Annotated in this window: 31 protein-coding genes; 20 read left to right on the top strand and 11 right to left on the bottom strand. The window is 65.1% G+C overall.

Features of this window, described 5'->3' with window-relative positions; all coding sequences use genetic code 11:
- A partial coding sequence (locus tag AWB68_RS49760) for a hypothetical protein (RefSeq protein WP_143281982.1) occupies positions 1-242 on the bottom strand: 242 nt, incomplete at its 3' end.
- On the opposite strand from AWB68_RS49760, the gene bla reads away from it, so the two are divergent.
- The 10 genes from bla to AWB68_RS30825 all read left to right on the top strand — a co-directional run bounded on the left by bla (position 234) and on the right by AWB68_RS30825 (position 9,631).
- Positions 234-1,109, top strand: coding sequence for a class A beta-lactamase (bla, locus tag AWB68_RS30870; protein WP_087648110.1), 876 nt, complete (start codon positions 234-236; stop codon positions 1,107-1,109). The genes AWB68_RS49760 and bla overlap by 9 nt on opposite strands.
- A gap of 116 nt (positions 1,110-1,225) precedes the next feature.
- Positions 1,226-2,167 (top strand): helix-turn-helix domain-containing protein, encoded by a 942-nt coding sequence (locus AWB68_RS30865; protein WP_087648109.1) that lies wholly within the window; start codon positions 1,226-1,228, stop codon positions 2,165-2,167.
- A 184-nt stretch (positions 2,168-2,351) separates the two neighbouring features.
- On the top strand, positions 2,352-3,506 hold the full coding sequence (locus tag AWB68_RS30860; protein WP_087648108.1) for an amine dehydrogenase large subunit: 1,155 nt from the start codon (positions 2,352-2,354) through the stop codon (positions 3,504-3,506).
- Between the two features lie 10 nt (positions 3,507-3,516).
- On the top strand, positions 3,517-4,068 hold the full coding sequence (locus AWB68_RS30855) for a MauE/DoxX family redox-associated membrane protein (protein ID WP_087648107.1): 552 nt from the start codon (positions 3,517-3,519) through the stop codon (positions 4,066-4,068).
- The gene (mauD, locus tag AWB68_RS30850) at positions 4,065-4,703 is read left to right on the top strand and encodes a methylamine dehydrogenase accessory protein MauD (RefSeq protein WP_087648106.1); all 639 of its coding nucleotides are present in this window, start codon (positions 4,065-4,067) and stop codon (positions 4,701-4,703) included. The genes AWB68_RS30855 and mauD overlap by 4 nt, the downstream gene beginning before the upstream one ends.
- Before the next feature lie 48 nt (positions 4,704-4,751).
- Positions 4,752-5,273 carry a methylamine dehydrogenase light chain gene (locus AWB68_RS30845; protein ID WP_087648105.1) on the top strand — a complete coding sequence of 174 codons (522 nt, stop codon included), beginning with the start codon at positions 4,752-4,754 and terminating at the stop codon, positions 5,271-5,273.
- A 26-nt stretch (positions 5,274-5,299) separates the two neighbouring features.
- The gene (locus AWB68_RS30840) at positions 5,300-5,746 is read left to right on the top strand and encodes a c-type cytochrome (RefSeq protein WP_235028580.1); all 447 of its coding nucleotides are present in this window, start codon (positions 5,300-5,302) and stop codon (positions 5,744-5,746) included.
- A complete protein-coding gene (locus AWB68_RS30835) occupies positions 5,743-6,195 on the top strand; it encodes a c-type cytochrome (RefSeq protein WP_087648103.1) in 453 nt (150 codons plus the stop codon). The genes AWB68_RS30840 and AWB68_RS30835 overlap by 4 nt, the downstream gene beginning before the upstream one ends.
- A gap of 729 nt (positions 6,196-6,924) precedes the next feature.
- Positions 6,925-8,421: an aldehyde dehydrogenase family protein gene (locus AWB68_RS30830; protein WP_087648102.1), complete on the top strand. Its 1,497-nt coding sequence runs from the start codon at positions 6,925-6,927 to the stop codon at positions 8,419-8,421.
- 10 nt (positions 8,422-8,431) lie between these two features.
- The gene (locus AWB68_RS30825; protein WP_087648101.1) at positions 8,432-9,631 is read left to right on the top strand and encodes a porin; all 1,200 of its coding nucleotides are present in this window, start codon (positions 8,432-8,434) and stop codon (positions 9,629-9,631) included.
- Positions 9,632-9,695: 64 nt separating this feature from the next.
- Here the strand turns inward: AWB68_RS30825 and AWB68_RS30820 are convergent, their stop codons facing one another.
- Positions 9,696-10,340, bottom strand: a complete 645-nt coding sequence (locus AWB68_RS30820; protein WP_087648100.1) for a hypothetical protein — start codon at positions 10,338-10,340, stop codon at positions 9,696-9,698.
- 11 nt (positions 10,341-10,351) lie between these two features.
- Positions 10,352-11,746 (bottom strand): selenium-binding family protein, encoded by a 1,395-nt coding sequence (locus tag AWB68_RS30815; RefSeq protein WP_087648099.1) that lies wholly within the window; start codon positions 11,744-11,746, stop codon positions 10,352-10,354.
- A 307-nt stretch (positions 11,747-12,053) separates the two neighbouring features.
- On the opposite strand from AWB68_RS30815, the gene AWB68_RS30810 reads away from it, so the two are divergent.
- Complete coding sequence (locus AWB68_RS30810; protein ID WP_087648098.1) at positions 12,054-12,881, top strand: EamA family transporter; 828 nt, start codon at positions 12,054-12,056, stop codon at positions 12,879-12,881.
- A gap of 106 nt (positions 12,882-12,987) precedes the next feature.
- Positions 12,988-13,146, top strand: coding sequence for a hypothetical protein (locus AWB68_RS48965; RefSeq protein ID WP_200828835.1), 159 nt, complete (start codon positions 12,988-12,990; stop codon positions 13,144-13,146).
- 99 nt (positions 13,147-13,245) lie between these two features.
- Here AWB68_RS48965 and AWB68_RS30805 read toward each other — a convergent pair whose 3' ends face one another.
- Together AWB68_RS30805 and AWB68_RS30800 are read right to left on the bottom strand one after the other, a co-directional pair.
- Positions 13,246-13,569, bottom strand: a complete 324-nt coding sequence (locus AWB68_RS30805; protein WP_087648097.1) for a hypothetical protein — start codon at positions 13,567-13,569, stop codon at positions 13,246-13,248.
- Positions 13,570-13,650: 81 nt separating this feature from the next.
- Positions 13,651-14,124, bottom strand: coding sequence for an Lrp/AsnC family transcriptional regulator (locus tag AWB68_RS30800; RefSeq protein WP_087648096.1), 474 nt, complete (start codon positions 14,122-14,124; stop codon positions 13,651-13,653).
- A 115-nt stretch (positions 14,125-14,239) separates the two neighbouring features.
- Between AWB68_RS30800 and AWB68_RS30795 the strand changes: the two genes are divergently transcribed.
- Positions 14,240-15,139, top strand: a complete 900-nt coding sequence (locus AWB68_RS30795; protein ID WP_087648095.1) for a DMT family transporter — start codon at positions 14,240-14,242, stop codon at positions 15,137-15,139.
- 143 nt (positions 15,140-15,282) lie between these two features.
- Entirely contained in the window at positions 15,283-16,209 is a 927-nt protein-coding gene (locus tag AWB68_RS30790; protein ID WP_087648094.1) for a recombination-associated protein RdgC, read from the top strand.
- A 168-nt stretch (positions 16,210-16,377) separates the two neighbouring features.
- Here the strand turns inward: AWB68_RS30790 and AWB68_RS30785 are convergent, their stop codons facing one another.
- Positions 16,378-17,472, bottom strand: a complete 1,095-nt coding sequence (locus AWB68_RS30785; protein ID WP_235028579.1) for a GGDEF domain-containing protein — start codon at positions 17,470-17,472, stop codon at positions 16,378-16,380.
- Positions 17,473-17,542: 70 nt separating this feature from the next.
- Positions 17,543-18,184 carry a hypothetical protein gene (locus tag AWB68_RS30780; protein ID WP_125483096.1) on the bottom strand — a complete coding sequence of 214 codons (642 nt, stop codon included), beginning with the start codon at positions 18,182-18,184 and terminating at the stop codon, positions 17,543-17,545.
- Between the two features lie 501 nt (positions 18,185-18,685).
- Here AWB68_RS30780 and AWB68_RS30775 point away from each other — a divergent pair.
- Positions 18,686-19,222: a GlcG/HbpS family heme-binding protein gene (locus AWB68_RS30775; RefSeq protein WP_087648091.1), complete on the top strand. Its 537-nt coding sequence runs from the start codon at positions 18,686-18,688 to the stop codon at positions 19,220-19,222.
- Positions 19,223-19,242: 20 nt separating this feature from the next.
- On the opposite strand, the gene AWB68_RS30770 is transcribed toward AWB68_RS30775, so the two are convergent.
- Together AWB68_RS30770 and AWB68_RS47020 are read right to left on the bottom strand one after the other, a co-directional pair.
- Complete coding sequence (locus AWB68_RS30770; protein ID WP_087648090.1) at positions 19,243-20,157, bottom strand: YihY/virulence factor BrkB family protein; 915 nt, start codon at positions 20,155-20,157, stop codon at positions 19,243-19,245.
- Positions 20,158-20,341: 184 nt separating this feature from the next.
- Positions 20,342-20,539: a hypothetical protein gene (locus AWB68_RS47020; protein ID WP_125483095.1), complete on the bottom strand. Its 198-nt coding sequence runs from the start codon at positions 20,537-20,539 to the stop codon at positions 20,342-20,344.
- Between the two features lie 282 nt (positions 20,540-20,821).
- Between AWB68_RS47020 and AWB68_RS30765 the strand changes: the two genes are divergently transcribed.
- Both AWB68_RS30765 and AWB68_RS30760 read left to right on the top strand, forming a co-directional pair.
- Entirely contained in the window at positions 20,822-22,294 is a 1,473-nt protein-coding gene (locus AWB68_RS30765) for an NCS1 family nucleobase:cation symporter-1 (protein ID WP_087648112.1), read from the top strand.
- A 72-nt stretch (positions 22,295-22,366) separates the two neighbouring features.
- The gene (locus AWB68_RS30760) at positions 22,367-22,546 is read left to right on the top strand and encodes an alpha/beta fold hydrolase (protein ID WP_125483094.1); all 180 of its coding nucleotides are present in this window, start codon (positions 22,367-22,369) and stop codon (positions 22,544-22,546) included.
- A gap of 31 nt (positions 22,547-22,577) precedes the next feature.
- Here the strand turns inward: AWB68_RS30760 and grxC are convergent, their stop codons facing one another.
- Together grxC and AWB68_RS30750 are read right to left on the bottom strand one after the other, a co-directional pair.
- On the bottom strand, positions 22,578-22,847 hold the full coding sequence (grxC, locus tag AWB68_RS30755; protein WP_087648088.1) for a glutaredoxin 3: 270 nt from the start codon (positions 22,845-22,847) through the stop codon (positions 22,578-22,580).
- Between the two features lie 38 nt (positions 22,848-22,885).
- Positions 22,886-24,343 (bottom strand): dihydrolipoyl dehydrogenase, encoded by a 1,458-nt coding sequence (locus AWB68_RS30750; RefSeq protein ID WP_087648087.1) that lies wholly within the window; start codon positions 24,341-24,343, stop codon positions 22,886-22,888.
- 150 nt (positions 24,344-24,493) lie between these two features.
- Between AWB68_RS30750 and AWB68_RS30745 the strand changes: the two genes are divergently transcribed.
- From AWB68_RS30745 to AWB68_RS30735, 3 genes are all read left to right on the top strand, one after another.
- Positions 24,494-25,477: an AraC family transcriptional regulator gene (locus AWB68_RS30745; protein WP_087648086.1), complete on the top strand. Its 984-nt coding sequence runs from the start codon at positions 24,494-24,496 to the stop codon at positions 25,475-25,477.
- Positions 25,478-25,645: 168 nt separating this feature from the next.
- Positions 25,646-25,984 (top strand): superinfection immunity protein, encoded by a 339-nt coding sequence (locus AWB68_RS30740; RefSeq protein ID WP_087648111.1) that lies wholly within the window; start codon positions 25,646-25,648, stop codon positions 25,982-25,984.
- A gap of 120 nt (positions 25,985-26,104) precedes the next feature.
- The gene (locus tag AWB68_RS30735) at positions 26,105-26,491 is read left to right on the top strand and encodes a DUF488 domain-containing protein (protein ID WP_087648085.1); all 387 of its coding nucleotides are present in this window, start codon (positions 26,105-26,107) and stop codon (positions 26,489-26,491) included.
- Positions 26,492-26,769 lie beyond the last annotated feature (278 nt).

Here is a 26,769-nt window from a genome sequence, read left to right as displayed (position 1 = left end):
AATTCGCCGCTGCTTTCTTTGCTTACTTTCTTTGCAGCAGCAAAGAAAGTGAGTCCCGCCCCGGACAGGGGCAGAGCAAATAAACCAAAAACAAAACAAGTTCCATAGGAGCACAAGCGCATCAAACGGCGTAAACCACACCCCACCCCCACCCCAAGCGCCAGCGCCCACCCCACCCCACCCAAAGCTCGTAAAATCGTGACCTCCCAAACCACCCGAAGGGTCCACGATAGATGACGCATTCACCCGTCCGCCGCGCCTTGCTGGCCGCGGCCGCATCGATCCCGCTTGCGAGCGCATGCACCTCTTGGCCGTCCGGCGAATCCTCGGCATCGCGACTAAAAGCGCTCGAAGACGCATCCAACGGACGCCTCGGCGTGGCCGCATTCAACACCGCCGATGGCGCGCAACTGAGCTACCGCGCCGACGAGCGCTTCCCGTTTTGCAGCACCTTCAAACTGCTTCTGACGTCCGCGATCCTCGCACGCAGCGCGCACGACGACGGCCTGCTCGCGCGGCGCATCACCTACGCGCAAGGCGATCTCGTCAACTACTCGCCGGTCTCGGAGAAGCACGTCGCGGATGGCATGACCGTCGCCGAACTCTGCGCCGCCGCGCTCCAGTACAGCGACAATTCCGCCGCGAACCTGCTCATCCGCCTGCTCGGCGGGCCTTCGGCGGTGACGGCGTTCGCGCGCTCCATCGGCGACCACGAATTCCGGCTCGACCGCATGGAGACGGAACTGAACACCGCGATCCCCGGCGACCTGCGCGACACGACGACACCCGCCGCGATGGCACGCGACCTGCAACGGCTCGCGCTCGGCGACGCGCTCGGCACCGCCCAGCGCGACCAGTTGCAAACGTGGATGCGCGGCAACACCACAGGCGACGCGAGAGTCCGCGCCGGTGTTCCGCGCGACTGGCAAGTCGCGGACAAGACCGGCACGGGCGACTACGGCACCTCGAACGACATCGCCGTGCTGTGGCCGCCCGCGAAGCCGCCGATCGTCGTCGTGATCTACTTCACGCAGCGCGAGCCGGACGCGAAGGCGCGCAACGACGTGATCGCGTCGGCGGCGAAAATCATCGCGGGGAGGTTCGGCTGAGCCCGCGGCGGCCCCCGCAAGATGCGTCAATCGTGAATTTTTATTGACCGTCCGCGAAGTCGGTTTATCCTTGTCGATCGGCGCGACAGACGCCACAGTACATTCAGGGAGACACCGTGTACGTCAACCACGAGGTTTTCAACGACGCGGACCGGCACGCGGCGGCGCTTCGCGGCTGGGACCAGCATTACGATCAACTCGGCTCGGGCGTGTTCCAGAGCACGGTCAAGCAGGTGGCGGTCGAAGGCGTGCAGGTCTTTCAGGAGGCGGCGAACGTGCGCGTGGTGCAGCGCGGCGAACTGCCCGCCGGCCATACCACCTTCGGCCTCGCGCTCGGCGGCAGCGGGCCGTTTTCGTTCCGCGGCGTAAAGCTCGACCAGGACGCGATGGTCATCACGTCGGGCGCGAAGGAATTCATGCTGCACTCGCCGGCGGGCATGTCGCTCGTCGGCATCGCGATCGATCCGAGCGTGCTGCGGATGGTCGCCGATGCCGCCGGCATCGACGTTGAAGACAATCTCTTCGAGCGCGACGTCATCGACATTCCGCGCGCGGCGGGCGTGCGCGTGGGCCGGCGCATGGTCGAGGCGGTGGAGCGCGCGCTCGCGCGGCCGGACCAGCTTGCCGATCCGCAAGGCGAGCGCCGCTTCGCGCAGGAAGTGGCCGAAGGCATCCTCGATCTCATCACGTATCACGTTCCCGACCAGACGAATCGCCTGACTCATGCGTGCCAGAGCGACATCGTGCGCCGCAGCCACGATCTGCTGCTGCAGCGCCCCGAGGACCCGGTGTCGATTCTCGACTTGTGTTCCGCATTGCGCGTGAGCCGCCGCACGATCCAGAACAGCTTTCAATCGATCGCGCAGACCAATCCCGCGACCTACCTGCGTTCGATCCGCCTCATGCAGGTGCGGCGCCTGCTGCTCACGACGCACCCGAACGAGGTGCCGGTGAGCGAAGCCGCGGCCCGCTGGGGCTTCACGCATCTCGGCCATTTCGCGAGCGACTACAAGACCCAGTTCGGCGAATTGCCGTCGCAGACGACGCGTCGGCCGTAGCCTACCCATTACGTCAATGCGCGTTTACGCGCGTAAACGCGCATCAAAAGCATGTCGGGAAGGCTCTCTTTCAGCCGTCTTTCGACTATCCCAAATTGGCACGAACGCTTTGCCGTTCCCGGCGCGACCACCGTTTTTCCTCGCCTTAGAGTCTGTCACACGATAGACAGACGGAGGAGAAACGATGAAACGCAGACGACTGGCCGCCTCGATGGCGGCGGTGATGTCTGGTGTACTGGCGTGGCAACTGGCGAGCGCAGCGGAGCAGCCGGAAGAGCTGACGGTCGCCAAGGTCCCGCCCTATAGCCCGCACCAAATCTTTGTGCCGGACATCGCGTTCGCGAGCATGACCGACGCGCGCGTGCATGTCTTCGATGCGGACACGAACCGCTTCATCGGCCAGATCGACGCCGGCTTCGGCCCGGGCTTCGCGGTCTCGCCGGATCACAGGACGAGCTACGTCGCGACGACGTACTTTGCGCGCGGCGGCCATGGCGCGCGCACCGATGTCGTCGAGATGATCGACAACACGACGCTCGACGTCACCGGCGAGATCGTGATCCCGCCGAAGCACGGACAGCATGTGCCGTCGCCCTACAACACCGCGCTTTCCGACGACGGCCAGCGGCTCTACGTGGCGAACATCACGCCTTCCACCTCGGTGACGGTCATCGATACGGCCGCGAAGAAGGTGCTCGGCGAGATCGATACCGACGGCTGCGTGCTCGCGTATCCGAGCGGCAACGACCGCTTCTCGGCGCTGTGCGAAAGCGGCAAGGCGCTGACCGTCACGCTCGATGCGGCGGGCAAGGAGAAGAGCCGCAAGCTCTCCGACGCGTTCATCGACGTGGACCACGATCCCGCGTTCATCAACGCCGCGCGCGACGGCAAGCTGTACTGGTTCACCACGTATCTGGGCACCGTGCGCACGGCCGACCTGTCCGGCGACGCACCGGTATTCGGCACGCCGTGGCCGCTCGTCAGCGCAGCGGAGAAGAAGGCCGGCTGGCGTCCGGGCGGCCTCCAGCAGACGGCCGTGCATGCGAAGAGCCATCGGTTGTATGTAGCGATGCACAAGGGCGTCGACGGCTCGCACAAGGACCCGGCGACCGAGATCTGGGTCTTCGATACCACGACGAAAAAGCGCATCGCCCGCTGGGATCTCGCGAAGCAGAAGATCGATCCGCTCATCGCGATCCAGGTCAGCACCGACGATCAGCCGCTCTTCTACGGCCTCACGCCGACCTCCGATCTCGTCGTGATGGACGCGCAGACCGGCCGCCTCAAGCACGTCGACAAACAGCTCGGCGCGACGTCGACGCTGCTCGTCAATCCCTGAGGTGGCCACCATGCTCGATCCCGTTGTCCTCATGGTGTGCGTCGCGACAGTCGCGATCGTCGTGCTGCTCGGCGCGACGGCAAAGCTGCGCGAGCCGGCGAAGTTCAGCGCATCGCTGGCCGCGTACCGGCTGTTGCCGTCGTTTGCCGTGGCGCCGCTCGCGTATGCCGTGCCCGTGCTCGAAGCGGCCGGCGCGCTCGGCTTGCTCTTTTCCGCCACGCGTACCGGCTCCGCGTTGCTGTTGATCGCGCTGTTTGCCGCATTCGGCGTCGCGCTCGCGATCAACGTCCTGCGCGGCAACACCGATATCGATTGCGGCTGTGCCGGCTTCACGGCTCTTTCGCGTGAAGCACCGAAAGGCATCGGCTGGTGGCACGTCGGCCGTGTCGCCGCGCTCGCCGCTCTCGCCTGTGTGCCGCTCATCGCGCAGGACCCGCGCACGGTCGTCTGGTTCGACTACCTGACAGTCGGTGCCGGAACGCTCTTCGCCGTCGCCGCCATGCTCACGCTCGACGTGCTGCTCGCCAATCTTCCCAAGCTCGAATCCCTGAGGAATTCATGATGCAAACCGCTCTTATCATTTCCAACGCGCTCTCCTGGGCCGCATTGCTCGCGCTCGGCGCGATCTGTCTCGCACTGGTTCGCCAGGTCGGCATTCTCTATGAACGCATGATGCCCGCCGGCGCACTGATGATCGACAAGGGCCCGGCCGTGGGTGCCATCGCGCCGACGTTCGAACTGGCCGATATCGCCGGCCGCGCCGTGAAGGTCGGCGGCATGTCCGCGGGCGGACGCAACACGCTGCTCTTCTTCCTCTCGCCGACGTGTCCGGTCTGCAAGAAGCTGCTGCCGCTCCTGCCTTCGATCCAGTCGCGCGAAGGGGCCACGGACGTCGTGCTCGCAAGCGATGGCGACATCACTGAACACGCCGCGTTCTATCGCAAGACGGGGCTCTCGCAGCTTCCCTACGTGCTGTCGCAGGAACTCGGCCTTGCGTACCAGATCGGCAAGTTGCCTTACGCGGTGCTGCTCGACGACCAGGGCAAGGTGCGCGCGAAGGGTCTCGTCAATACGCGCGAGCATCTGGAGAGCCTGTTCGAAGCAAAGGAGCGGGGCGTCGCGTCGCTTCAGGAGTTCGTGCATGGCAAGGCGCACGAGTCGCACGAGTCGCATGACCACGAAGCACAGCACGCATGAGACGCGGGCCGCTTCCATCAACAAGCTACTGAGAAAAGGACGGCGTCTATGAAATGGCTGGACTCAATGTTTGAACACTCGGCGCGCGGTGTCGCGCAGCGCTCTTCGCGGCGCAGCGCGATGGCGAAGCTCGGCCGCGTGCTGGTCGGCTCGGCGATGGTGCCGCTCCTGCCCGTCGATCGCACTGCTTACGCGGCTGAGCCGAAGAAGCCGGGTGCATCGAAAACCGATGACCCGACGAGCTGCGACTACTGGAAGTATTGCGCGATCGACGGCTGGCTTTGCAGTTGTTGCGGCGGCACGTCGAGCAGTTGCCCGCCGGGCACGACGCCTTCGCCGATCACGTGGATCGGCACCTGCCGCAATCCGCACGACGGCTCGGACTACATCGTGTCCTACAACGACTGTTGCGGCAAGACGACCTGCGGACGCTGCTTCTGCAACCGTAACGAGCGCGAGAAGCCGCTCTACAAGCTCTCGCTGAACAACGACATCAACTGGTGCATGGCGAACGGCAACTCGAACTATCACTGTTCCGTATCCGTGCTGCTGGGAGCGGCGAAGCAATGAAACACATCATCAGGGCAGTGGCGCTGATGCTCGCGTGCGCGGCGTCGTCTGCGCACGCGCAGTCGGTGCAGTACGCGGGCGGCAAGGCGACCTTCGATGGCAAGTGCGTGGTCTGCCATCAGGCGGGCGGCAAGGGCATGGATGGCCTTGCGCCGCCGCTCGTCGAATATCCCGGCAAGTACGCGGCATCGGACGAAGGGCGCAAGCACCTTGGAACCACGCTTCTCTACGGCATGTTCGGGCCGATCAAGGTCAAGGAGAAGACCTACAACTTCAAGATGCCGTCGTTCGCGTCGCTGTCGGACGCGGAAATCGCCGATGTCCTGAACTACGTCGTGTTCGATCTCAACGCGGCGCACGGCAACGCGAAGCCGTTCGATGCGGCGCAGATCCAGGCGTTGCGTGCGAACCCCGTCGATGGTTCCGCGGTGCATCGGCAGCGCGAGAGCGTCGTGAAGAGTCTTGGGCTATGAAACGAGCTGCCGTCGTTTTGCTGGCGGCGTGCGTGGCGAATGCCGCGTTCGCCGAGGGCGATGCCAACGATGCCGCGCGTGCCAGGCAGGGGTGGGTGCTCAACTGCATGGGCTGCCACACCGCCGACGGCTCGGGCATCCCGGGGAAGGTGCCGGCGCTGCGCAACTCGCTTGGCCACTTTGTCGGCATGCCCGAAGGGCGCGAGTTCGTGATGCGCGTGCCGGGGGCGGCCAACTCGGCGTTGAGCGATGCGGACCTCGCCAATGTCCTTAACTGGGTGCTTGCGACGATGAACGCGACGACGCGGCCTGCGGGGTTTAGGCCCTATACGGCCGAGGAGATTGCGGCGCACCGCAGGCCCGCGTTGACCGATGTCGCGAGGGCCCGCGCCGGGCTTGTTCATCGCCTGCAGGCGGATGGGATTACTTCCGTGCCGGAACATTATTAGGTGGGGTTTTTTTTGTTTCCACCGTTTGATGTTTTTGCGCTTCTACTGAACTTGTTTTGTTTTTGGTTTATTTGCTCTGCCCCTGTCCGGGGCGGGACTCACTTTCTTTGCTGCTGCAAAGAAAGTAAGCAAAGAAAGCAGCTTCACAACGCCAATCCTTGCCATGTGCCGCTAGCCCGTTATGTCGGAGTGGTCCAACCGGGGGAGTGTCGTTAGCGGGGTTTGATCGTTGTTGGCATGTAGAAAAGGCGCGCACGTCGCACCGCGACAGGGAGTGGACCAGCAGTCATTCATCCGTCTTGGCACTGCGTGCCCGACGCCAGGTTCGCTAAGCGGTGAATGGAAGCATGCAGCACGCACGAACGAGCAACGTAGCGATGGGTTTCGGTTTTGCCTGACGGGTGAGCGCGTAGCGCGAGTCCGGATGTATGACTGCTGGTCCACTTCGTTTAGCGGTGCGACGTGCGCGCCTCTTCTACATGCCAACAACGATCAAACCCCGCTAACGACACTCCCCCGGTTGGACCACTCCGACATAACGGGCTAGCGGCACATGGCAAGGACTGGCGTTGTGAAGCTGCTTTCTTTGCTTACTTTCTTTGCAGCAGCAAAGAAAGTGAGTCCCGCCCCGGACAGGGGCAGAGCCAATAAACCAAAACCAATACAAGTTTCATAGAAGCCTGAGCGCATCAAACGGTGTAAACAACCAGCCAACCCCAGGAGACAACCATGACAAACCAACCCACCCTCCCCACGACCCGCGCATTCATCGCGGGCCCCAAGCGCATGTTGATCAACGGCGAATGGCACGACAGCGCAACGGGCGAAACCATCGAGGTGCTCAACCCCGCCGACGGTAGCGTCCTATGCCGTGTGCCAAACGCAAATGAAACCGACATCGACCGCGCGGTCCAAGCCGCCCGCCGGGCCTTCGACGATTCCGCATGGTCGCGCATGAAGCCCACCGATCGCGAGCGCCTGCTGCTGCGCGCCGCCGATGCAATCGAAGCCAGTGCCCGCGAGTTCGCGGAAATCGAAGCGCTCGATAACGGCAAGTCGGCCGCAGTCGCCGAAGCGCTGGACGTGACGATGGCCGCGCAGTGCTTCCGCTACATGGCGGGCTGGGCGACGAAGATCGAAGGCAGCACCGTCGATGCGGCAATTCCCTATAGCCCGTCGAATGCGTACTTCGGCTATACGAGGAAGGAAGCGGTCGGCGTGGTCGGCGCGATCATTCCGTGGAATTTTCCGCTGCTGATGGCCGCGTGGAAACTCGCGCCCGCGCTCGCGGCAGGCTGCACCGTCGTGCTGAAACCCGCCGAGGACACGCCTCTCTCCGCGCTGCGGCTCGGCGAACTGCTGCAGGAAACGGGCTTCCCCGCGGGCGTCGTGAATATCGTCACCGGCTACGGCAGGACCGCCGGCGCCGCGCTCGCGAAACATCCTGGCCTCGACAAGATCGCCTTCACGGGTTCGACGCCCACGGGCAAGGCGATCGGCCACGCCGCGCTCGACAACATGACGCGCATGTCGCTGGAACTCGGCGGCAAGTCGCCGGTGATCGTGCTGCCGGATGTCGATATCGACAAGGCCGCCGAGGGCGTCGCGAACGCGATCTTCTTCAACTCGGGACAGGTCTGCACGGCGGGCTCGCGCGTCTATGTGCACGACAAGGTGTTCGACCGCGTGATGGAGCGCGTCGCGTCGATCGCCGATTCGATGAAGCTCGGCCCGGGCCTCGATCCGTCGACGCAGATCGGACCGCTCGTGTCCGCGCGGCAACTCGATCGCGTGCTCGGCTATATCGATGCGGGCCAGACGGAAGGCGCGCGCACGATCGCGGGTGGCGGGCGAGGCGAGGGCGCGGGCTTCTTCGTGAAGCCGACCGTGCTCGTCGATACGGATCATTCGATGCGCGTCGTGCGTGAAGAGATCTTCGGACCGGTGCTGGTCGCGATGCGCTTCAACGATCTCGACACGGTCGTGAAGCAGGCCAACGACACGCCGTATGGTCTCGGCGCGAGCATCTGGTCGAACGATCTGTCGGCGATTCACAAGCTCATTCCCCGCATCAAGGCGGGCACCGTCTGGGTCAATTGCCACTCGCTGCTCGACAACGCCGTGCCGTTCGGCGGCTTCAAGCAATCGGGCTTCGGCCGCGAACTCGGGCGCGCCGCGCTCGACATGTACACCGAGACCAAGTCGGTGCTGATCAATCATGCGTAAGGACCATCGGATGAAGAGCGGATTCGCCGCGGCGGCGATGCTGGGCATATCGACGTGCGCATCGGCGCAAAGTTCGGTGACGCTCTACGGCACCGTCGATGCCGCCATCACCTACACGAGCAACCAGCAGTTCACGCGCGCCGACGGCAGCGTCGGCTCGGGGCACGGCTGGCAGATGACGGGCGGCAACCTCGTGCCGTCGCGCTACGGACTGCAGGGCGTGGAAGACCTCGGCGGCGGACTGAAGGCGACCTTCATGCTGGAGAACAGCTTCTACACGGGTACGGGCAACTTCGTGCAGAGCGGCTCGCAGTTCAATCGGCAGGCGTGGGTCGGCCTTGCCGACGAGCGTTTCGGCACGCTGTCGCTGGGTCGTCAATACGATTCGTATTCCGATTTCCTCGGGCCCTACGTGTCGAGCAACAATTGGGCGACGCTCTACGGCTCGCACATCGGCGACGTCGACAACCTCAACGAAGCGTTCAACTTCAACAACGCGATCAAGTACGTGAGCCCGGACTGGAGCGGCTTCACGCTGGGCGGCACATACAGTCTCGGCGGTGTCGCGGGCAACTTCGCGCAGAAGCGGGGTTACTCGTTCGCCGCGACGTATGCGCATGCGCCGGTCTCGTTCAGCGCGGGGTATTTGAACCTGCAGAACCCGCTCGACGCGGCGCTTGGCGGCAGCAACGGATACATCGGCGATTTCGCGTGCAGCAATCCATCGGCGATGTATTGCCAGTTGCAGAACGCCGATGCGTTGAAGGCCTACGGCGCGGCAGCGTCCTATGCGATCGGACCGGCGACGATCGCGCTGACGTATACGCACAGCCTGCTCGATCACAGCCGGTACTTCGCGACGAGCGCGCAGCCGACGGGCAGGAACATCGGGTTCGATATCGGCGAGGTCAACGTGACGTATGCGGTCTCGCCGTTCCTGCAAGTTGGCGCGGCGTATATCTACAACGTGGCGAAGCCGGACGGGGGTTCATCGACGCGCTTTCATCAGGTGAACCTGGGCGCGAACTATGCGCTTTCGAAGCGCACGGCGTTGTATGGTGTGGCGATCATGCAGAAGGCGGTGGGGGCGGGCATCGGGATCGATCCGGCGACGGGCGCCGCAGTCAACTATGCGCAGATCCCGAATCTGCCGAATTCGAATAGCGACAGGCAGTTGTCAGTGAGTCTGGGGGTGCGGCACAATTTTTAAGCCGTTGCTGGCGCCTGGGGTGGGGTGCGTTTGGGGATACACGATTGATCCGCAAACGCACCCCTCACCTTGCCGACAGCAGTAACCACCCACCGCAGCCCACGAGCGCCGCGCTCCAGACAAGATCGATATTGATCCATCCGGTACGAAGAAAACCGAGCCCCCCGGCACGGTCATAAACGACCGTCGAAACGGCGGCAATAACGGCAAGCATCGCGAACGTATGAATCCCCAGCGCGAGCGCGCCGACCGGCAATGCATGACCCGCCGACGCCAGCCCCGGCGCCCCCGCCGCCGCACAAAGCGGCAACAGCACGGGTATCAGCATGAACCCGGCGCCATGCGCGCTCGACATCACGAACGACCACAACGCGAGCCCGGCAAACCCGGCACGCATGCCGACCCTCGGCTGTCCGCGATGCCCGCGCAGCGCGCACCACACGCCCCAGCCGATCAGGAACACGCCGCACGCGCGATTCAGATAAGCGTGATCGATCAGCGACCCAAGCGTCAACGCGCCAGCCAGCACGAGCGCGACCGAAGCCGCATGCCCGATCGCGATCGGCACGAGCGAGAGCAGCACCACCCGGCGGCTATGCGCATACAACCCGAGTGCGACCGCGAACAGCCAGCCCATCGCCGGGTTGATGCCGTGAAATGCGCCCAGGCCCGCGGCGCCGAGCCATAACGTGGCCGATCCGGGCTCCATCGAGTCGGCGCCTATGGATAGCAATATGAATCGGACGAGCAGTCGCCGCCTTGCAGGCGGATCTGATGCGGCCGATGTCCCTTCGGCCAGTCGATGAAGAAGTTCTTGTCGGCCGCCAGTCCGCCGGCAGGATCGGCGTCGAGCTTGACCATCCAGCCGTCGATGCCTTCGGGATAGAACTGGTTGTCGATCGCGCCATACAGCGAGTTCGTGAAATAGACGCGCCGGCCGTCGCGGCTCACCTCGACCATCTGCGGCCCGCCGTTGAGCTGGCCGTTTTTCGCGCCCGGATGCGTCGCGCGCGACACGATCCCGCCGATGCGCACCTTGCCCGTGAGCTTCGGCGCGAACGGGTCGGACACGTCGTATTGCAGCAGGTCGCCCGTGCCCCAGCACGACACGTAGAGAAAGCGGTCGTCCATCGAGAGATCGATGTCGGAGACGAGCGGCGGCACCGCGCCGAAGCCCTGCAAGAGCGGCGGCAGCACCGAGGCGTCGGCGGGTTCGGCGGGGATGTCGATGATCTTCTTGACGGCCCATTTGTCGCCGTCGCGATACCACGTCCAGATCGACGACGACAAATCCTTCAGGCTGATCACGCAATTGACGAAGCCATACGGCTTGGTCGGATCGTGCGCGGGACGCAGTTCGAAGACGAGCTGGTATTCGTCGCCGAAGTCGATTTCCTGGAGATGCTTGCGGCGCGTGAGGTCCCAGAAGTGCAGCTTGCGGCCGTACTTGGCGCCCAGCAGGATCTCGGGGACGAGGCCGTCCTCGAAGGTGTCGGGCGTGCCCCATTCGCTCGTGACGAGCGTGTCGTAGCCGAGATGCCACCAGCCGTCGTAGGCGAGGCGTTGCGAGCCGCGATCGACCTCCCAGCGGCCGAGCGGATCGAAGCTCTGCTGGTCGAGCAGCAGTACGCCGCCCGGCGCCCCGCCTTCGGCATTGCCGAGCGCGGTCACGTAGATACCGCCCGGTCCGCAATGCACGGTGTGCGGGCGCGTGTAGCCGGTCTTCTCGGCGAGTTCTTCCGGCTCGATGGTCTTGACGATGGTGAGCTTCTTCGGGTCCGGCTTCGTATCGACGATATGAATGCGCGACGACCGCAAGCCCGGCACGATCAGATAGCGCCGCTCGACGTGCGGATGCGGCGCGTTCGGACACAGGCACGACGAGCACGCGTTCCAGCCGAAGTGATGCAGTTCGTCGCCGGTATTGGGCATCGGCAACTGGCCGACGATCTGCGTGTAGGTCGCGGAATTCGGATCGACATCGACGACGGCGAGCACGTCGGGCTGCTTTCGCTCGGGGTCGAACGTCGCGACGTACGCGAGCGTTTCGGGCGGCGCCTTGGCCGCGAGGCGGGGTGAAGGGTAGAAGCTGGGGTCGGGTCTCCATGTCGCCATGATTCGTCTCTCCTTGCGCGGTGCTTGCACTATAGGACACATGCGGGGCACATGCGGGATAGCGCGTGGTTGGCGATTGATGTGTGGATTCCGGTGAACGTAGTGCAGCGTCCGCATCAACCAGGATTCCGCCGCGATGGCAGAGGCGGCCTGAGAACTTGCCGTCGCGCGGGCGCCAGCATGACGCGACGATGACAAAAAGGGCTTGACCGGCGCTGGATTAAGCAATTCAATCATCGGCCTGGAGGCCGCAAACCGAAGGCGGCCGAGCAACCTTGTCAACCCTGTCAGACGCGAGACGTATCGAATGTTCAGTTATGTAGGCGGATTTGTCCTGCTGGCCGCGCTGCTGCACGCGACCTGGAACGCCATGCTGCACGGCAACCGCGACCGCTTTCTCTCCATGACGTGGATGTGCACGAGCACGGGCCTCGTTGCACTGATCGCACTCCCTTTCCTGCCGATGCCGGCCGCGCCAGCCTTTCCCTACATCATCGCGTCGGGGCTCGTGCATATCGTCTACAGCGTGAGCCTCGTCTACGCGTACCGGAGCGGCGATCTCGGTGAGACCTATCCGATCGCGCGCGGGTCGTCGCCGCTCCTCGTCGCGGTGGGCGCGGCGCTCTTCGCGCGCGAGCATCTCGGATGGTTGCCGCTGGCGGGCGTCCTGCTCGTGTCCGGCGGCATCATTTCGCTTGCGCTGGAACGCGGACGCGTGTCGCTCGGCGGTGCATCGGCGGCTTTCCTCACGGGCGCCACGATCGCGGTATATACGGTGATCGACGGCATGGGCGTGCGCGTCTCGGGCAATGCCGTCGCCTACACGGCGTGGATGTTCGCGTTCTTCCTGCTGATGCCGCTCGTGTTCATCGCCGTGCGCGGCGTCGCGGGCTTGCGTGCGCCGCTCGCGGCCATCGGGCAATCGGCGGGCGGTGGGATGGTGTCGATCGCGGCATACGGCATCGTGATCTGGGCGATGCAGTTCGGCGCGATGGGCGCGGTGTCGGCGCTGCGCGAAACGAGTGTGGTGTTCGCCGCGCTGATCGGGCGGATGTTCCTCAACGAGCGCTTGAGTTTCCGGCGCATCGCGTCGTGCTGCGTGATCGCGCTGGGTGCGATCTGCATCGGGGCGTGAGGCGAGGGCCGGGGCAAGGCATGGCACGACAAGGCTTAAGCTGGCTGGTGATAATCCGCCGCTCACCTACAATGTAAGCATGGCCCTGACCTCGGAGGAGGCTCCCATGACTGAGCCGATGATCAGCTTGATAGTTGGGATCGCGGTGTTGCTTTGCGTCGCTGTCGTCCTGATGCACCGCCACCGTGCCGAACACAAGGGAGAGCCGCATGCACGCTGGCTCGACACGCATCCGCTGCGCGACTGGATGCGACACAGGCACTGACTGACTCGCGAGCACGGGCCGCGCAATGCGGCCCGCCGCCGGCCTCTCGAACACCGGCGCTTCATTTCCCCCGGGCACTTCCTGCCGCACAAACAGCGATCAGCGTTTCGGCCCCTTCATGGCCTCGGCTTCCATCGCGGCGTGCCATTCCTCGCTGGCTTCGATCGGGTCCATTGTTTCGTCGATGAAGGCCGACGCGCGCTCCGCAAAACCGCGCGTTTCGTCGTCCATGTCGTCGGCGCCGTCGGTCGTGTCGTCGTCGCCTGGCGGTTCCAGCATGTCGTGCAGCATGGCGCTCAATTCGGGCGTGTCCCACGGTTCGCCGTGCTGCTTCTTCTTCTTGATGTAATGACGGACTTCGGCGTCCTGTTCGGCGGTCAGGGGAAGCCCGCGGAAGGTGCGGTTCGCGTCGATGTCGGGCATGGCGTTTCTCCTGGTGTTTCGCTCCCCAGTGTAGCGCTGTTTGTACGGCGGATGGCCCGATCCGCGTGGGGGCATTCCCGCTCACCGCAACGGCGGCAGCCTGCGCGCAACGGGCGTCGATTTCACGATGGCCGTGCTCGTCTCGGCGCGCTCCGTGACTTTCGACAGGATCGCGTCGAGCTGTTCGATCGAGTGCAGGAAGAGGCGACAGATGAAGCAGTCGTCGCCCGTCACCTTGTCGCACTCGACGAACTCGGGGATGCGGCGGATTTCCTCCTCCACGAGATGCAACTGGCCCGGCATGGGCTTCACGCGCACGATGGCCTGCAGCGTATACCCAAGCGCACGCGGATCGATCTGCACGGCGAAGCCGCGGATCACGCCCTGCGCCTCGAGCCGGCGCATGCGCTCGGCGGTGCTCGGCGCCGACAAGCCGACGCGCCGCGCAAGTTCGCTCACCGCGATGCGGCCGTCGTCGGCGAGCACGGCGATCAGTTCGCGGTCGATGTCGTCGAGCGCGGCGGCGCCCTGGGGCGTTGAAAGGCTTTTCGGCATGGTCGGCTACGATCGTTAGGTAGAATCCGCAACGCTCCTAATTTTAGGCATGGTTTCGCGCAATTGCCGCCGATAAACTGAATCGCATCGAAACTCGCCAGCCAGAACCATTGCAATGAACACGAATGAAACGCGCCGCGGCGCAATCGAAATGAGCCTCGCGATGCTGATGTCGGGCACGATCGGCTGGCTCGTCGTTTCCTCGGGGCAGACGCCGTTCAACGTCGTGTTCTTTCGCTGCGTGTTCGGCGGTGCCACGCTCCTCGCCGTATGCGCCGTGCTTGCCATGCTGCGCCGTCGGTTTTTCTCGTGGCGCATGCTGATGCTGGTCGCGCTGAGCGGTATAGCGATCGTCGGCAACTGGCTGCTGCTGTTCGCCGCGTATTCGCGCGCTTCGATCTCGATGGCGACGACCGTCTACAACACGCAGCCGTTCATGCTCGTCGGCCTCGGCGTGCTCGTGCTGCGCGAACGCGTGACGATGTCCACGATCGCGTGGCTCGGCGTCGCGTTCGTCGGGCTCGTGATGGTGGTGCGCGTCGAGCCGGCCGTGCTCGCCGTGCCGGGGCAGTATCTGGAAGGCATCGGCTTCGCGCTCGGCGCTGCGTTCCTGTACGCGATCTCGTCGATCATCACCAAGCGGCTCAAGGGCACGCCGCCGCATCTGATCGCGCTCCTGCACGTCGCGCTCGGCGTCGTCATGTTGTCGCCGCTGGTGCGCTTCGACCAGCTACCTGCCGCGCCTTCGGGCTGGATCGAACTGCTGGTGCTCGGCGTGGTGAACACGGGGCTCATGTACGTGCTGCTGTACGGTGCGATCCAGAAGCTGCCGACGGCCATGACCGGCGCGCTCTCGTTCATCTATCCGGTGGTGGCGATCTTCGTCGACTGGATCGCGTTCGGGCAGCGCCTCGCGTGGCTGCAAGTGGCGGGCGCCGCGCTGATCTTGCTCGCGGCGGCGGGTGTGAACCTCGGCTGGCGCATCGTGCCGGCGCGGCGAGCGGCCGTGCGGTGAGGTGGGCTTTCGCATGAAGACAAGAGCGAATGGGACTTGCCCGGATGGGTCCAGGTAGGCGTACGGGACCCGGCCGATGCCATCAAACTCCACACGCTCGTATAGAATGGCGCGCCTTGCTTTTCCTCCGCGGAGCGCTGCCAATGTGGTTCAAGAACCTTCAGCTTCATCGTCTTCCGGCTCCCTGGGCCGTCACTCCCGCACAGATCGAAAAGTGGCTCGCGCCGCACGCGTTCGCGCCGGGCAATACCGTCGAAATGCAGGCGCACGGCTGGGCCTCGCCGCGCGATGACGGCGCGCTGGTCTATTCGACGAACCGGCAGATGCTGCTTGTCTATCGCGCGGAGAAAAAGCTGTTGCCCGCGTCGGTCGTCAATCAGGTGACCAAGGCGCGCGCGCTCGAACTCGAAGATCAGCAGGGATTCAAACCCGGCCGCAAGCAGATGCGCGAATTGAAGGAGCAGGTCACCGACGAACTCCTGCCGCGCGCCTTCAGCATTCGCCGCGATACGCGCGTATGGATCGATACGGTGAACGGCTGGCTCGTGATCGACGCGGCGTCGCCGACGCTCGCGGACGAGGTGCGCAGCCTGCTCGTGAAATCGATCGACCGCTTGCCGCTCGACACGTTGCGCGTCGCGCGCTCGCCGGTTTCCGCGATGACCGAGTGGCTCCTGTCGGGCGAGGCGCCCGGCGGCTTCACGCTCGACCAGGACACCGAGCTGCGTTCGACGGGCGAGGGCAATGGCACCAAGGCGACGGTGCGCTACGTCGGCCACGCGCTCGATGCCGACGACATGCGCCGCCACATCGAAGCCGGCAAGCAGTGCATGAGGCTCGCGATGACGTGGAACGACCGCGTGTCGTTCGTGCTGACGCCTTCGCTGATCCTGAAGCGCGTGAATCCGCTCGACGTCCTCAAGGAAGCGTCCGATCCGACCGCGCAAAACGACGACGAGCGTTTCGAATCGGACTTCATGCTGATGACGGCGGAACTCGCGCGCCTGTTCGCCGATCTTGCCGATGCGCTCGGTGGCGAAGTGGAGGGCGCGGTGCGGGCCGCCGCGTAGGGGCGGGTCACACTGTTTGATGCGCTGAGGCTTCCGGGGAACTTGCTTTCCTGGCCCCTTGTCGGGAGCGGACAGGTGGCCGATGGCGCGCGAGTTGTGGCGTAACCGCCGCTTGATGTTTTTGTGCTTCCAATACAGGTTCAATAGAAGCCCAAGCGCCAGCGGCCCTCACCGCATCCGCTGCGCAAAAGCGAAGCCGTTCTTGCCGTTGCGCTTGACCTCGTACATGGTCTCGTCGGCGGCGGCCACGAGCCGCCAGTAATCGTCGACGCGATCCGGAAAACTCGCGATCCCGATGCTCGCGCGCACGAGCCCGAGGCCCATCTGTTCGTCGGTCTGCGCGACGCACGCGATCAGCCGCTCGGCGATCGCGCTCAACTCGGCGTCGGTGTCGAAGCGGGTGACGAGCACGGCGAATTCGTCGCCGCCGATCCGCGCGACGACATCGCCCGTGCGCACCGACTCCCGGAAGCGCCTCGACACGGCGATCAGGAATTCATCGCCGATCCGGTGGCCCTGCGTGTCGTTCACGCGCTTGAAGCCGTCGAGATCGATGTACAGCACGGCGAGCTTGCCGGCGTTGTCGCCGGCGGCGACCGTGGCTTCCAGCGCGGCGAACAGGCGCCGGCGGTTCGGCAGGCCGGTCATCGCGTCGTGCAGCGCGGCGTGCTCGAATTCGTGCGACATCCCGGCCAGTTGCCGGGTGCGCTTCGCGTACAGGCCGAGCGCGGTGACGAGCACGCCGAACACGATCGCGGACAGCACGATCAGCGTGTCCGCGACGCCCGAGATGCGCTCGCGCATGCCGGCGCCGACCGCCTCGCGTTGCGCGCGCCAGTATGAAGCGGCCGCATCGAGCGACTGGCTCGCGGCGGTGAAGTTCGCATCGCGAGACAGGACGCTGCGCGGGAGCGGCGGTGCCGGCGACGGGCTCGCGTTCACCAGGGCGTCGAGGGTGGCGAGGCGGTCGGTTAACTCGAGGCGCGCGAGACGGTAGGCGTCGGAGGGGGCGGGGTTCGGGTCTGCTGTCGCTGTGTTCGCTGTGTTCGCCGTGTTCGCTGTGTTCGCTGCGCTTGCCGCGTTCGCCGTTTTTGCTGCGTTTGCCAGTACCGCGACCGCATCGCGGGCGCTTTCCGCGCGATCGACCGCTTCCAGCACGAGGCCGATGTATTCCTGCTGCAACTGCGCCGAGAAAATCGAGCGCACCTGGACGGCGAGAAAGAGCAGTCCGATCAGCAGGCAGACGAGCGATGCGCCCGCCATCGGCGCCGGTCCGGGCCAGCCTCGCGGCCACCTCGACCGCGACGGAAACGCCCGCGGCGCGCGACGCCGGTCACTGATGGGCGTATTCGTCTCGCTGGCTTCCGTTGACATTCTGTCGATAGCTCACGCGGTGAAAAAACGAGCCCATGCGGGCGAAAAGACTTTGGCTGGCTGGCTTCGCGTGCTGCGTCGAACGGTGGCGGTTCTGCGCGACGGCCTGAGTCTGACCCGGCGGACGGTTCGAGCGTGCCGACACGGCTTGCGCAGCGGGCGGTTTTGCGTTCGCGGCAGGTGAACGGTTCGGCACGACGGCAACGACGGGTGGCGCCGATGGCGGCGGAGCGACGAGCGTCTCGGGCGGGTTCGGCGCCGTAGTGTCGGCGCTCGCCAACTCGACGACATGCGTGGGCGGCGGCGAAGTATCGACCGTTCCAGACGACAGCGTCTGCTGTGCGGCTGCCGCCTGGGACAGGCCCAGCGTCTCGCGCGCGCTCGTCATGGCTTCGACGTACTCGCGCTGGTCGTGGCTGAACCAGGCCCGGTAGGCCACCGTTCCCGCGACGCCAACCGCCAGCGCGCTCGCCGATGCAACCCACAGCACGAGTCGTCCAAAACGCAGGGGCGCCCGCATGGGCAACTCGTCATCCGCATAGTCGACGTCGGCATCCAGCAGCGCTTTGCTGGATGTCGGCGGCATGTCTCGTCTGGCCATGGCAGCGTCTCCGAAAACATTTTCGTCAGACGAAGGTCGTGCATTCAGCGCGGTCGCGAAGTTGCGGCCGGCATGCGGGCGCTTGTCTATCTTCGGGCCGCGAAGGGCGAGCAGGCAGCGCTCGCGGCATCGGCTGAAAAAGCGGAATCCGGCGGTCCGTCTGACAGAACCGGCCGGTGCGGCGCCGAATTAACTGATTTTACGAGAAAGCCGCGATGCGATGTAACTCTCGCCAGCAGGTCGCGGTTTTCAGGTGCAAACGAGCGCCACGACGCCTTGCCGGACAGGGCTTGCGACGCATCGAGCCGATTCGTGGACGTACTGCGCGTCGTCCGGCGATGCAACTCACCAGCATTTTTTAGGCCCGTCGCACTGAGCGTCCACGGTCCGCTCGTCCAATTATTGAAGCGTTTCCTTTTGCTCAGCAGCGCAGCGTTGTGGAATAAAGGCGGCCGGCGTACGTTATGACCCTGCCACACGCGAACAAACGGAGACCATCCTATGCCAACGCTCATCCGCGCGGGATGCGCAGTGCTCGCCGCCAGCGCCACACTGGCCTTTGCGCAGACCCCGACATCGCCGTCCGTTGCCGCGCCGAGTCCCGCGTCCGTTCCCGCGCAGATGCCGTTCGACATTCCCTACGGCGCGCCGATCGGCCTGGACGCCGCGAAAAAACTCATCGCCGCCGCCGAAGCCGAAGCGCGCAAGCGCGACTGGAAAATGAACATCGCGGTCGCCGACACGCACGGCGATCTCGTCGCGTTCGAACGGATGGACGGCGCACAACTCGCGTCGATCAGGGTGTCGCAGGCCAAGGCGCGGACCTCCGCGCGTTTTCGTCGCGAGACGCGCGCTTTCTACAATCAGTTCGAGTCCGGACACCCCTATGTCGCGACGCTCGATCCCGATATCGTGGCGTCGCCGGGAGGCTTTCCGATCGTCGAAGGGGGCAAGCTGATCGGAGCGGTCGGCTGCAGCGGCGGCTCGGGCGACCAGGACGCCGTCGTCTGCAAGGCGGCCGCTGATACCGTCAGGTAGCCGCGCCACGGCGCACGTCTTCAGCCGGTGTGAAACGGTTCCGGCGGATCGTCGTCGGCGGGCGTGCCGAACCGCTCGAACTCGGAGATGACCTGCGCGCCGAAGAGCAGCAGCGTCGCGAGCGCTTCGAGGCTGAAGAGCACGACGATCGACGTCGTGAGCGAGCCGTACACCACGCTCACCTGCGAAAGCGTCGCGAAGTACCAGACGAGGACGTGCCGCGTGATTTCCCAAAGCAGCGCGGCCGTGACGCCGCCGATCAGCGCATGCCGCAGCGACGGCCGGCCGACGGGCATCACCAGGTAGATCGACGTCAGCACGAAAATCTCGCCCGCGAGGCCGAGCAGGTACAGGAGCGCGCGCGAGAACCCCTTGAGCGACACGTACTCGCCGAACAGGTCGACGCTGTTCGCGCCCATCGCCTGCAGGCTGTTGGAGACGAGCGTCACGATCAGCATGCCGACACCGAGGCACAGGATGTAGCAGTAGGGCAGCAACGCGGAGAGCAGGAAGTGGCGCCGCCGGATCGCGACCCGATGCACGAAGATCACCGACATCGCGTTCTCCAGCACCGTGAACGCGAGCGAGCTGAAGAAGATCATCGTGACGAGCAGCAGCCAGCCGATCACCGCGCGATGGGCGAGGAAACTGGAGAGTTCACGGACGATCGCGCGGGCCTGTCCGGGCACGAGCCATTCGAGCAGGCGCGCGAGGGTGTCGAGGAGCGTCTGCTGCCCGACGAGATTCGACAACGCGATCACGATCAGGATCAGGAGCGGGATGATCGAGAGCAGCGCGTAGTAGGCGACCGCGCCCGCGAGCAGCATGCCCTGGTTGGCGCGGAATGCCTTCAGCGTATGCAGGGCGAACGAACCGGGATGTCTCGCGATGTTCTGGACATTCGGGCCGAGCCACTTCCAGATGAGAGTCGACATGAGATCTCCGCCGTGCCGGAGGCGGGCGTTGGGACCGCGCGGCGCCGCGCGCGAAGGCGCGCGGTGATCACACGATGCAGTCGGTGCGCTCCCGCGTGAGGGCGAGCGCCACGAGTCTCACCCGCAGCAATTATTGCACCACGCGCGAGAGCGAGAGCGAGGGCGGCAGCAGCGGAGCGGCCGCTCAGGTCCCGCGTGCTTCGTCGGACAGGGCGTCCTTGTGGGCCGCGACGTCGAGCGCCATGTTCCAGAACGCGTCCACTTCGCCGGGGGACAGGTCCGAGGCGTCGATGCGGCGCAGCCGGCAAAGAAGTGCAAGCGTCTCGCCGGCGGCGGCGAAGGCGTCGTGCATGTCGCGGGAGGTGAGACGTTTCTTTTTCATGTCCAGCTTATCGGCGGGCGTGTGCGGAACTTTAGCGCGCGCCCTTTTGCTCGCGGGAACCGCACCAAAAAAACAAATTGACCCGGCAGACGCGGCGCGCGGCATCGAGTAATCTCTGTTCAAGGGGTAGCCGGAGTTGCTGTTCAGTCGATGCAACGCAAGTGAAGCGCAGGCAGTCGCAGTCGCTGTCGAACCACTTCTTTCGTCAGCCGAATGAGACTCGGCGCCGGCTCTCGGGCCGCCGCCGCGCTCTACGGCGCCGCTGAACCCGAGGGAAACATCATGGCCGATACCACCGCCGCCGGCGCATCCGCATTCGACAGCGACGCGCCCATCTCCGACGCCAGCGAGCGCCTCTACAACCACGATCTCGCGCCCGTTCCGCGCGCGAAACGCACCTGGACCGGCTACAGCATCTTCGCGATGTGGATGTCGGACGTGCACAGCGTCGGCGGCTATACGTTCGCCGCGAGCCTCTTTCTGCTCGGCATCTCGGGCTGGCAAGTGCTGATCGCGCTCACGGTGGGCATCCTGATCGTCTACGTGCTGATGAACTGGGTCGGCAAGCCGAGCCTGACGCACGGCATCCCGTTCCCGGTCATGGCGCGCGTCAGCATGGGCGTGATGGGCGCGAATCTCGCGGCGCTGATTCGCGGCGTCGTCGGGATCGTCTGGTATGGCGTGCAGACGTATTTCGCCTCGAAGGCCGTCGCCACGCTGCTCTTGCTGTTCGTGCCGTCGGCGATCGCGTTGCGCGACACGAGCTTCATGCGCCTCGACATGCTCGGCTGGGTCAGCTTTCTCTTCATGTGGCTCCTGCAGTTGATCATCTTCCAGCGCGGCATGGACGTGATCCGCCGCTTCATCGACTTCTGCGGCCCGGCCGTGTACGTGGTGATGTTCGTGCTGATGGGCTGGATCCTGAGCCGGGCGGGACTCAGCAGCCTCAACCTCACGCTCGGCGGCGAAGTGCTCTCGGGCACCGGCCAGATCCTCGGCATGGGCAACGCGATCCTGCTGGTCGTGAGCTACTTCGCGGCGCTCCTGCTCAACTTCGGCGACTTCTCGCGCTTCGCGAAGAGCGAACGCCAGATGAAGATCGGCAACTTTCTCGGGCTGCCGATCAACTTCGTCGTGTTCGCGATCATCACCGTGATCGTGACCTCGGGCAGCGCGAAGGTCTTCGGCACGATGATCATGGACCCGGTCGAGATCGTCTCGCGCATCGAGAACAAGGTCGCGGTGGCGATCGGCAGCGTGACCTTCATCATCGCGACGATGGGGATCAATATCGTCGCCAACTTTGTTTCGCCGGCGTACGACATCGCCAACCTGTTCCCGAAGCACGTCAACTTCAAGAAGGGCGGGCTGATCGCGTCGATTTTGGCGGTGCTGGTGTGCCCGTGGATTTTCGTCGACAGCCCGAAGGCGATCACGATTTTCGTGAGCGTGTTCGGCGCCGTGCTCGCGCCGATGTACGGCGTGATGATGGCCGATTACTACCTCGTCAAGAAGCAGGTCGTGCAGACGGCCCAGCTCTACACGATGTCGCCCAGCGGACGCTTCTACTACGACGGTGGATGGAACAGGGTGGGCCTGATCGCGCTGATCGTGTCGGGGGTCATCTCGGTCGGCTGGGAAATCAGCACGCAGTTGCTCAAGCTCCTGCCGGCGAACAACTTCGGCTGGCTGATCGGCGCAGTCGCGGGGGCGGTGATCTATACGCTGGCGATGCGCGGTACCAGGCGAGCGTAGGCGCTTATTGCAGCCTTTATTCCAGCAGTTAGTGCAGCCCTCATTGCAGCGAGTGCGTTGCGGCGAATCACCGTGCCGACGCTAATCGTCGCGGGCGCGCGCGACGGGGTGTTGGCCGATGCCAACTCGATCGTGTTGAACCGCCTGATCGCGCACTCGCGCCTCGCTATCGTCCACGACGCCGGGCACGCGATGATGTTCCAGTATCCGCGCGAACTCGCCCGGCTGATCGATGGGTTCATCGGCCGTTGAGCATCGGGGGTGATGTCGAACGCGACACCACCTACGACAACGCCGCGTCCTGTTCGAGCAGATCGTCGAGACGGCCTTCCATGTCGAGCGCGTGAAGATCGTCGAACCCGCCCACGTGCAGATCGCCGATGAAAATCTGCGGCACCGTCCTGCGCCCCGTGCGCTGTGCGAGCGCGGCGGCGCCCCGGGCGTCGCCTTCGACGCTGATTTCCCTGAATGGCACTCCCTTGCGGCGCAGAAGCGTCTTGGCCGCTATACAGTACGGGCAGGTCGGCTTGGTGTAGATCGTGACATCGGACATGGTATTCACCTCGTGGTGTTGAAAGAAAGAGAATTCGCTCACGCTGCAACAACCTGAGCGTCGACGTGCTTCGTCAAGGCAGGATGCACACGGTTTTCGAGCGCCTCGACCGGCAACTGCCGGACGGCATCGCGCAACGCGGTGCGCAAGCCTTCCTCGATCACCGGGTGATAGAACGGCATCGCCAGCATCGCGTCGACGGTCAGGTTCATCTGCAGCGCCCATGCAAGCAGATGCGCGATGTGCTCGGCGTCCGGCCCGATCCACTCCGCGCCGACAAACCGCCGGCTCGCCCGGTCGACGTAGACGTGCATCAGGCCGCGGTTGCGCAGCATGACGCGGCTGCGTCCCTGGTCTTCGAAGCTCACCTCGCCGGCGACGAACGAACCCGCCGCCAGATCCGCATGCCTTGCGCCGACCATCGCGATGCCCGGGTCCGTGAACGCGATCGCGAGCGGCGCGCGGCGCACGAGGGGTTCGATGTCGGGGAAGCGCGCGGCGCTGCGGCCCGCCGAGCGGCCTTCGTCCGCCGCTTCGTGGAGCAGCGGCAGCACGCCGTTGGCGTCGCCCGCGATAAATACCGGGTGACGGCCGGCCTGCAACGTGCGCGCATCGTAGACCGGCATCCCGCGTCGATCGAGTTCGAGCGACGTGTTGTTGAGCGCGAGGCCCGTCAGGTTCGGCTTGCGGCCGGTCGCGACGAGCACGTAGTCGAACGCGTCTTCGACCTGCTCACCCGCCGCCGACCGATAGCGCAGGTGCACCGTGTCGCCGTCGCGCGTGGCTGCCAGCACTTCCGCGCGCGGCTCGAAGTGAAACTCGTCGGCGAAGACGTGATGCGCGTAATCGCGGATCGCCGGATCGGTCAGCGGCCCGACGTGGCCGCGCGCACCGAGCACGCTCACGCGCACGCCGAGCCGGGATAACGCCTGGCCGAGTTCGAGCCCGATGACGCCCGCGCCCACCACCGCGACGCTCTTCGGCAAGTCGGACCACGCGAACACGTCGTCGTTAACGATCGCGCGGTCGCCGAGCGTGGCGAACATCTCCGGCATGTCCGGCGCCGAGCCGGTCGCGATCACGACGCGCTTCGCATGCACCAGCGTGTGCTCGCCGACCTGCAGCAGCCCGTCGTCGATGAACCGCGCATGGCCGACCAGGCGGTCATCGGCGGGCATCGCCTCCACGCCGTCCACCACGAAGCCCACGAAGCGGTCGCGCTCGCTTTTCAGGCGCTGCATGACCGCGCGGCCGTCGATGCGGATCGCGCCGTCGACGTGCACGCCGAACGGCGCGGTCCGGGCGGCGTCGTGCGCGGCCTCGGCGGCTGCGATCAGCAGCTTGGACGGCATACAGCCCACGCGTGCACAGGTCGTGCCGTAGGCGCCGCCTTCGATCAGCAGCGCCGCGGCCCCTTCGGCCTTCGCGGCGCGGTAGGCCGAGAGGCCGGCACTGCCTGCGCCGATGATCGCGACATCGGTATGAACGGTTTTCATGACATTCCCTACGAGGTTTGTTAACGTGTGCGTGCCGACGCCGGCAGTGGTCTGGCTCGTTACCGGCTTGCTCGCCTGGTTGTCACTGTAGGGCGGCGGGGTGTCCGTGCTAATTCTCAAAACGCGCAATTTCATGCTCACGCGGCTCATATGGATCTGCTAAGCCGGCTTCTTTCGCTGATGCCCGTCAGCGGCCGCCTCGATGTGCGATGTCACGTCGGCGCTCCTTGGGAGATCACGCACGGTGTCGCAGGCGTGCGGGAGATTCCGTATCACGTGCTGGTGTCGGGCCACGCCGTGCTGGAGGACGGCGACGGACCGCCGCAGCCGCTGATCGCGGGCGATATCGTCGTGTTTCCCGGTGGCGGCGCCCATCGCATCCACGATGGCAGCGGCAAGCCGCCCGTGCCGATGACCGAGCACGAGGGCAGCGCGTTCGCGATCGCCGAGAACGGCGCGCCGGGCGAGGGCGCCGACATCCTGTGCGGCCGCTTTCTGGTCGGCGCCGTGCCGGACCGGCTGTTGCGCGATCACCTGCCGAGGCGGCTCGTCGTGCGCAGCGCGGCGAACGGAGGCTCCGGGGCGACGTCGGCGACCCGGCCCGCGAGCGGTTCGCGGCTCGCGCGGCTCGTCGACCTGATGCGGGAAGAGGCGATCGACGAAGGGCCGGGCAGCGCATCGCTTGTGAGCCACCTTTCGGCGGCGCTGTTCGCGCTGACCTTGCGCTTCGCCAGCGAGGGCTCGGAGCCGCCCCAGGGGCTGCTCGCGCTTGCCGCGCGGCCGCGCCTGCAGGCGGCCTTGTCGGCGATGTTCGAGCGGCCCGGCGAGGCGTGGACGCTCGATCAGTTCGCCGCGCTCTGCAATATGTCGAGGGCTACGTTCGTGCGCCAGTTCCAGGAAACGATCGGCCGCTCGGCCACCGACGTGCTGACCGAAGTCCGCATGACGATGGCGGGGCGCGCGTTGCTGGAATCGAGTGCGCCTGTCGCGGCGATCGGAGAGTCGGTCGGCTATCAGTCCGATGCGGCGTTCCAGCGCGTGTTCAAACGCCACATCGGCGTGACGCCGGCGCGCTGGCGCGCCTCCGGCGGACACGAGCGCGTTTCGCAGGACGAGGCCGTCGCGCAGGACTGACGTCTTTCGGGCGGCTTTCAGGGGCGAGGATTACGCTTGTGGGTCGCAAAGAATCTTTTGTCTTAAACGGCATTGATCGGTGCGGCTGCCAAGGCCTACGATTTCAGCATGACGCGTCGCCTGGCGGCGCAAATCGACTTTCCGAGGCCTTTGGCCATGGGAGCTGACATGCTGAAAGTATTGCTGGAAGTCCTGGCGGCGTTCGCGGTGACCGGTCTCTACCTGTTGCCCGCGATTCTCGCCGACCGAACCAAGCGCCGGTCCGTCCTGTTGCTCGCGCTGTTCAACCTGCTGTTCGGCTGGACCGTGATCGGCTGGTTCGCTGCGCTCTATTGGGCGTTTCATCCCGACAGCGCGAGGAAACTTGGCCGCGTCGCGAAGAAGAATCGCCGGCGCTCGGCGCAGAACACGATCGACGCGATTGTGTCGCGCGCGCGCTCGCGTGGTGGTCGTGGCGCGGGCGTCGGGTTTGCGCATCGCGTCGAGCACCGCCGCAGCGGGAATTGACGCGCAGGGCGCTTGCGAGCCGTGGGGCGCGCGGTAATGCTGCGGACCTTTGCGTAGCGCGCAGGCGGGCGGGTAACATTCCGTGCCGACGGCATTCGCCGTCAACGACAAGGACACGGCATGAGCATTCGCATCGTTCAACTCGGGACCGGACGCGCGGACGGCGAAGGGCTCCGCATCGGGACCGTGCGCCGGCCGCCGCGCGGCGTTCCGAAGGCTGAATTCAGTGCCCGGAACTACTACGACGTCTGGCTGCCGATTCTGTCGCCTAGCGCGGAACTGATGACGCAGGGACGCAACGCCGCCGACGATGCCGAATGGTCCGCGTTCGAGCGCAAGTTCCGCCAGGAAATGAATGCCGGCGATGCCAGCAAGGTGCTCGACCTGCTGGCCGCGCTTTCGGCGACGTCCAATTTTTCGATCGGCTGTTATTGCGACGATGAACGTCGCTGCCATCGGGGGATTCTTCGCCGGCTGCTGAGCGATCGCGGTGCGTCGATCGTGTAGTGGCTACGGAGTTCAACCGATCGGCCGTCATGGCATCCAGCCGGTTATTGCTCGGCTTCGAGCGCCGGCGATCCGTTCCGTTGCAGCCATCAAAGCCTCCGGCGCGCCGAACAACCGGCGACCGGTCAGCTTACGATCAGCCCGAAACCGGACATTTCTAATGAGCTAAAACCCGACATTACTAAAAAGCTCTTACACATGATGTCAAAGCCAGATACAGATGTCCGCTTTCCGGCCAAGTTGAAATGTCCGGTTTTACGGGGGTTTGGAAGTCTGTC

The sequence above is a fragment of the Caballeronia choica genome (assembly GCF_001544535.1).
Lineage (GTDB): Bacteria > Pseudomonadota > Gammaproteobacteria > Burkholderiales > Burkholderiaceae > Caballeronia > Caballeronia choica.
This window is presented reverse-complemented; position numbering and strand designations above follow the sequence as displayed.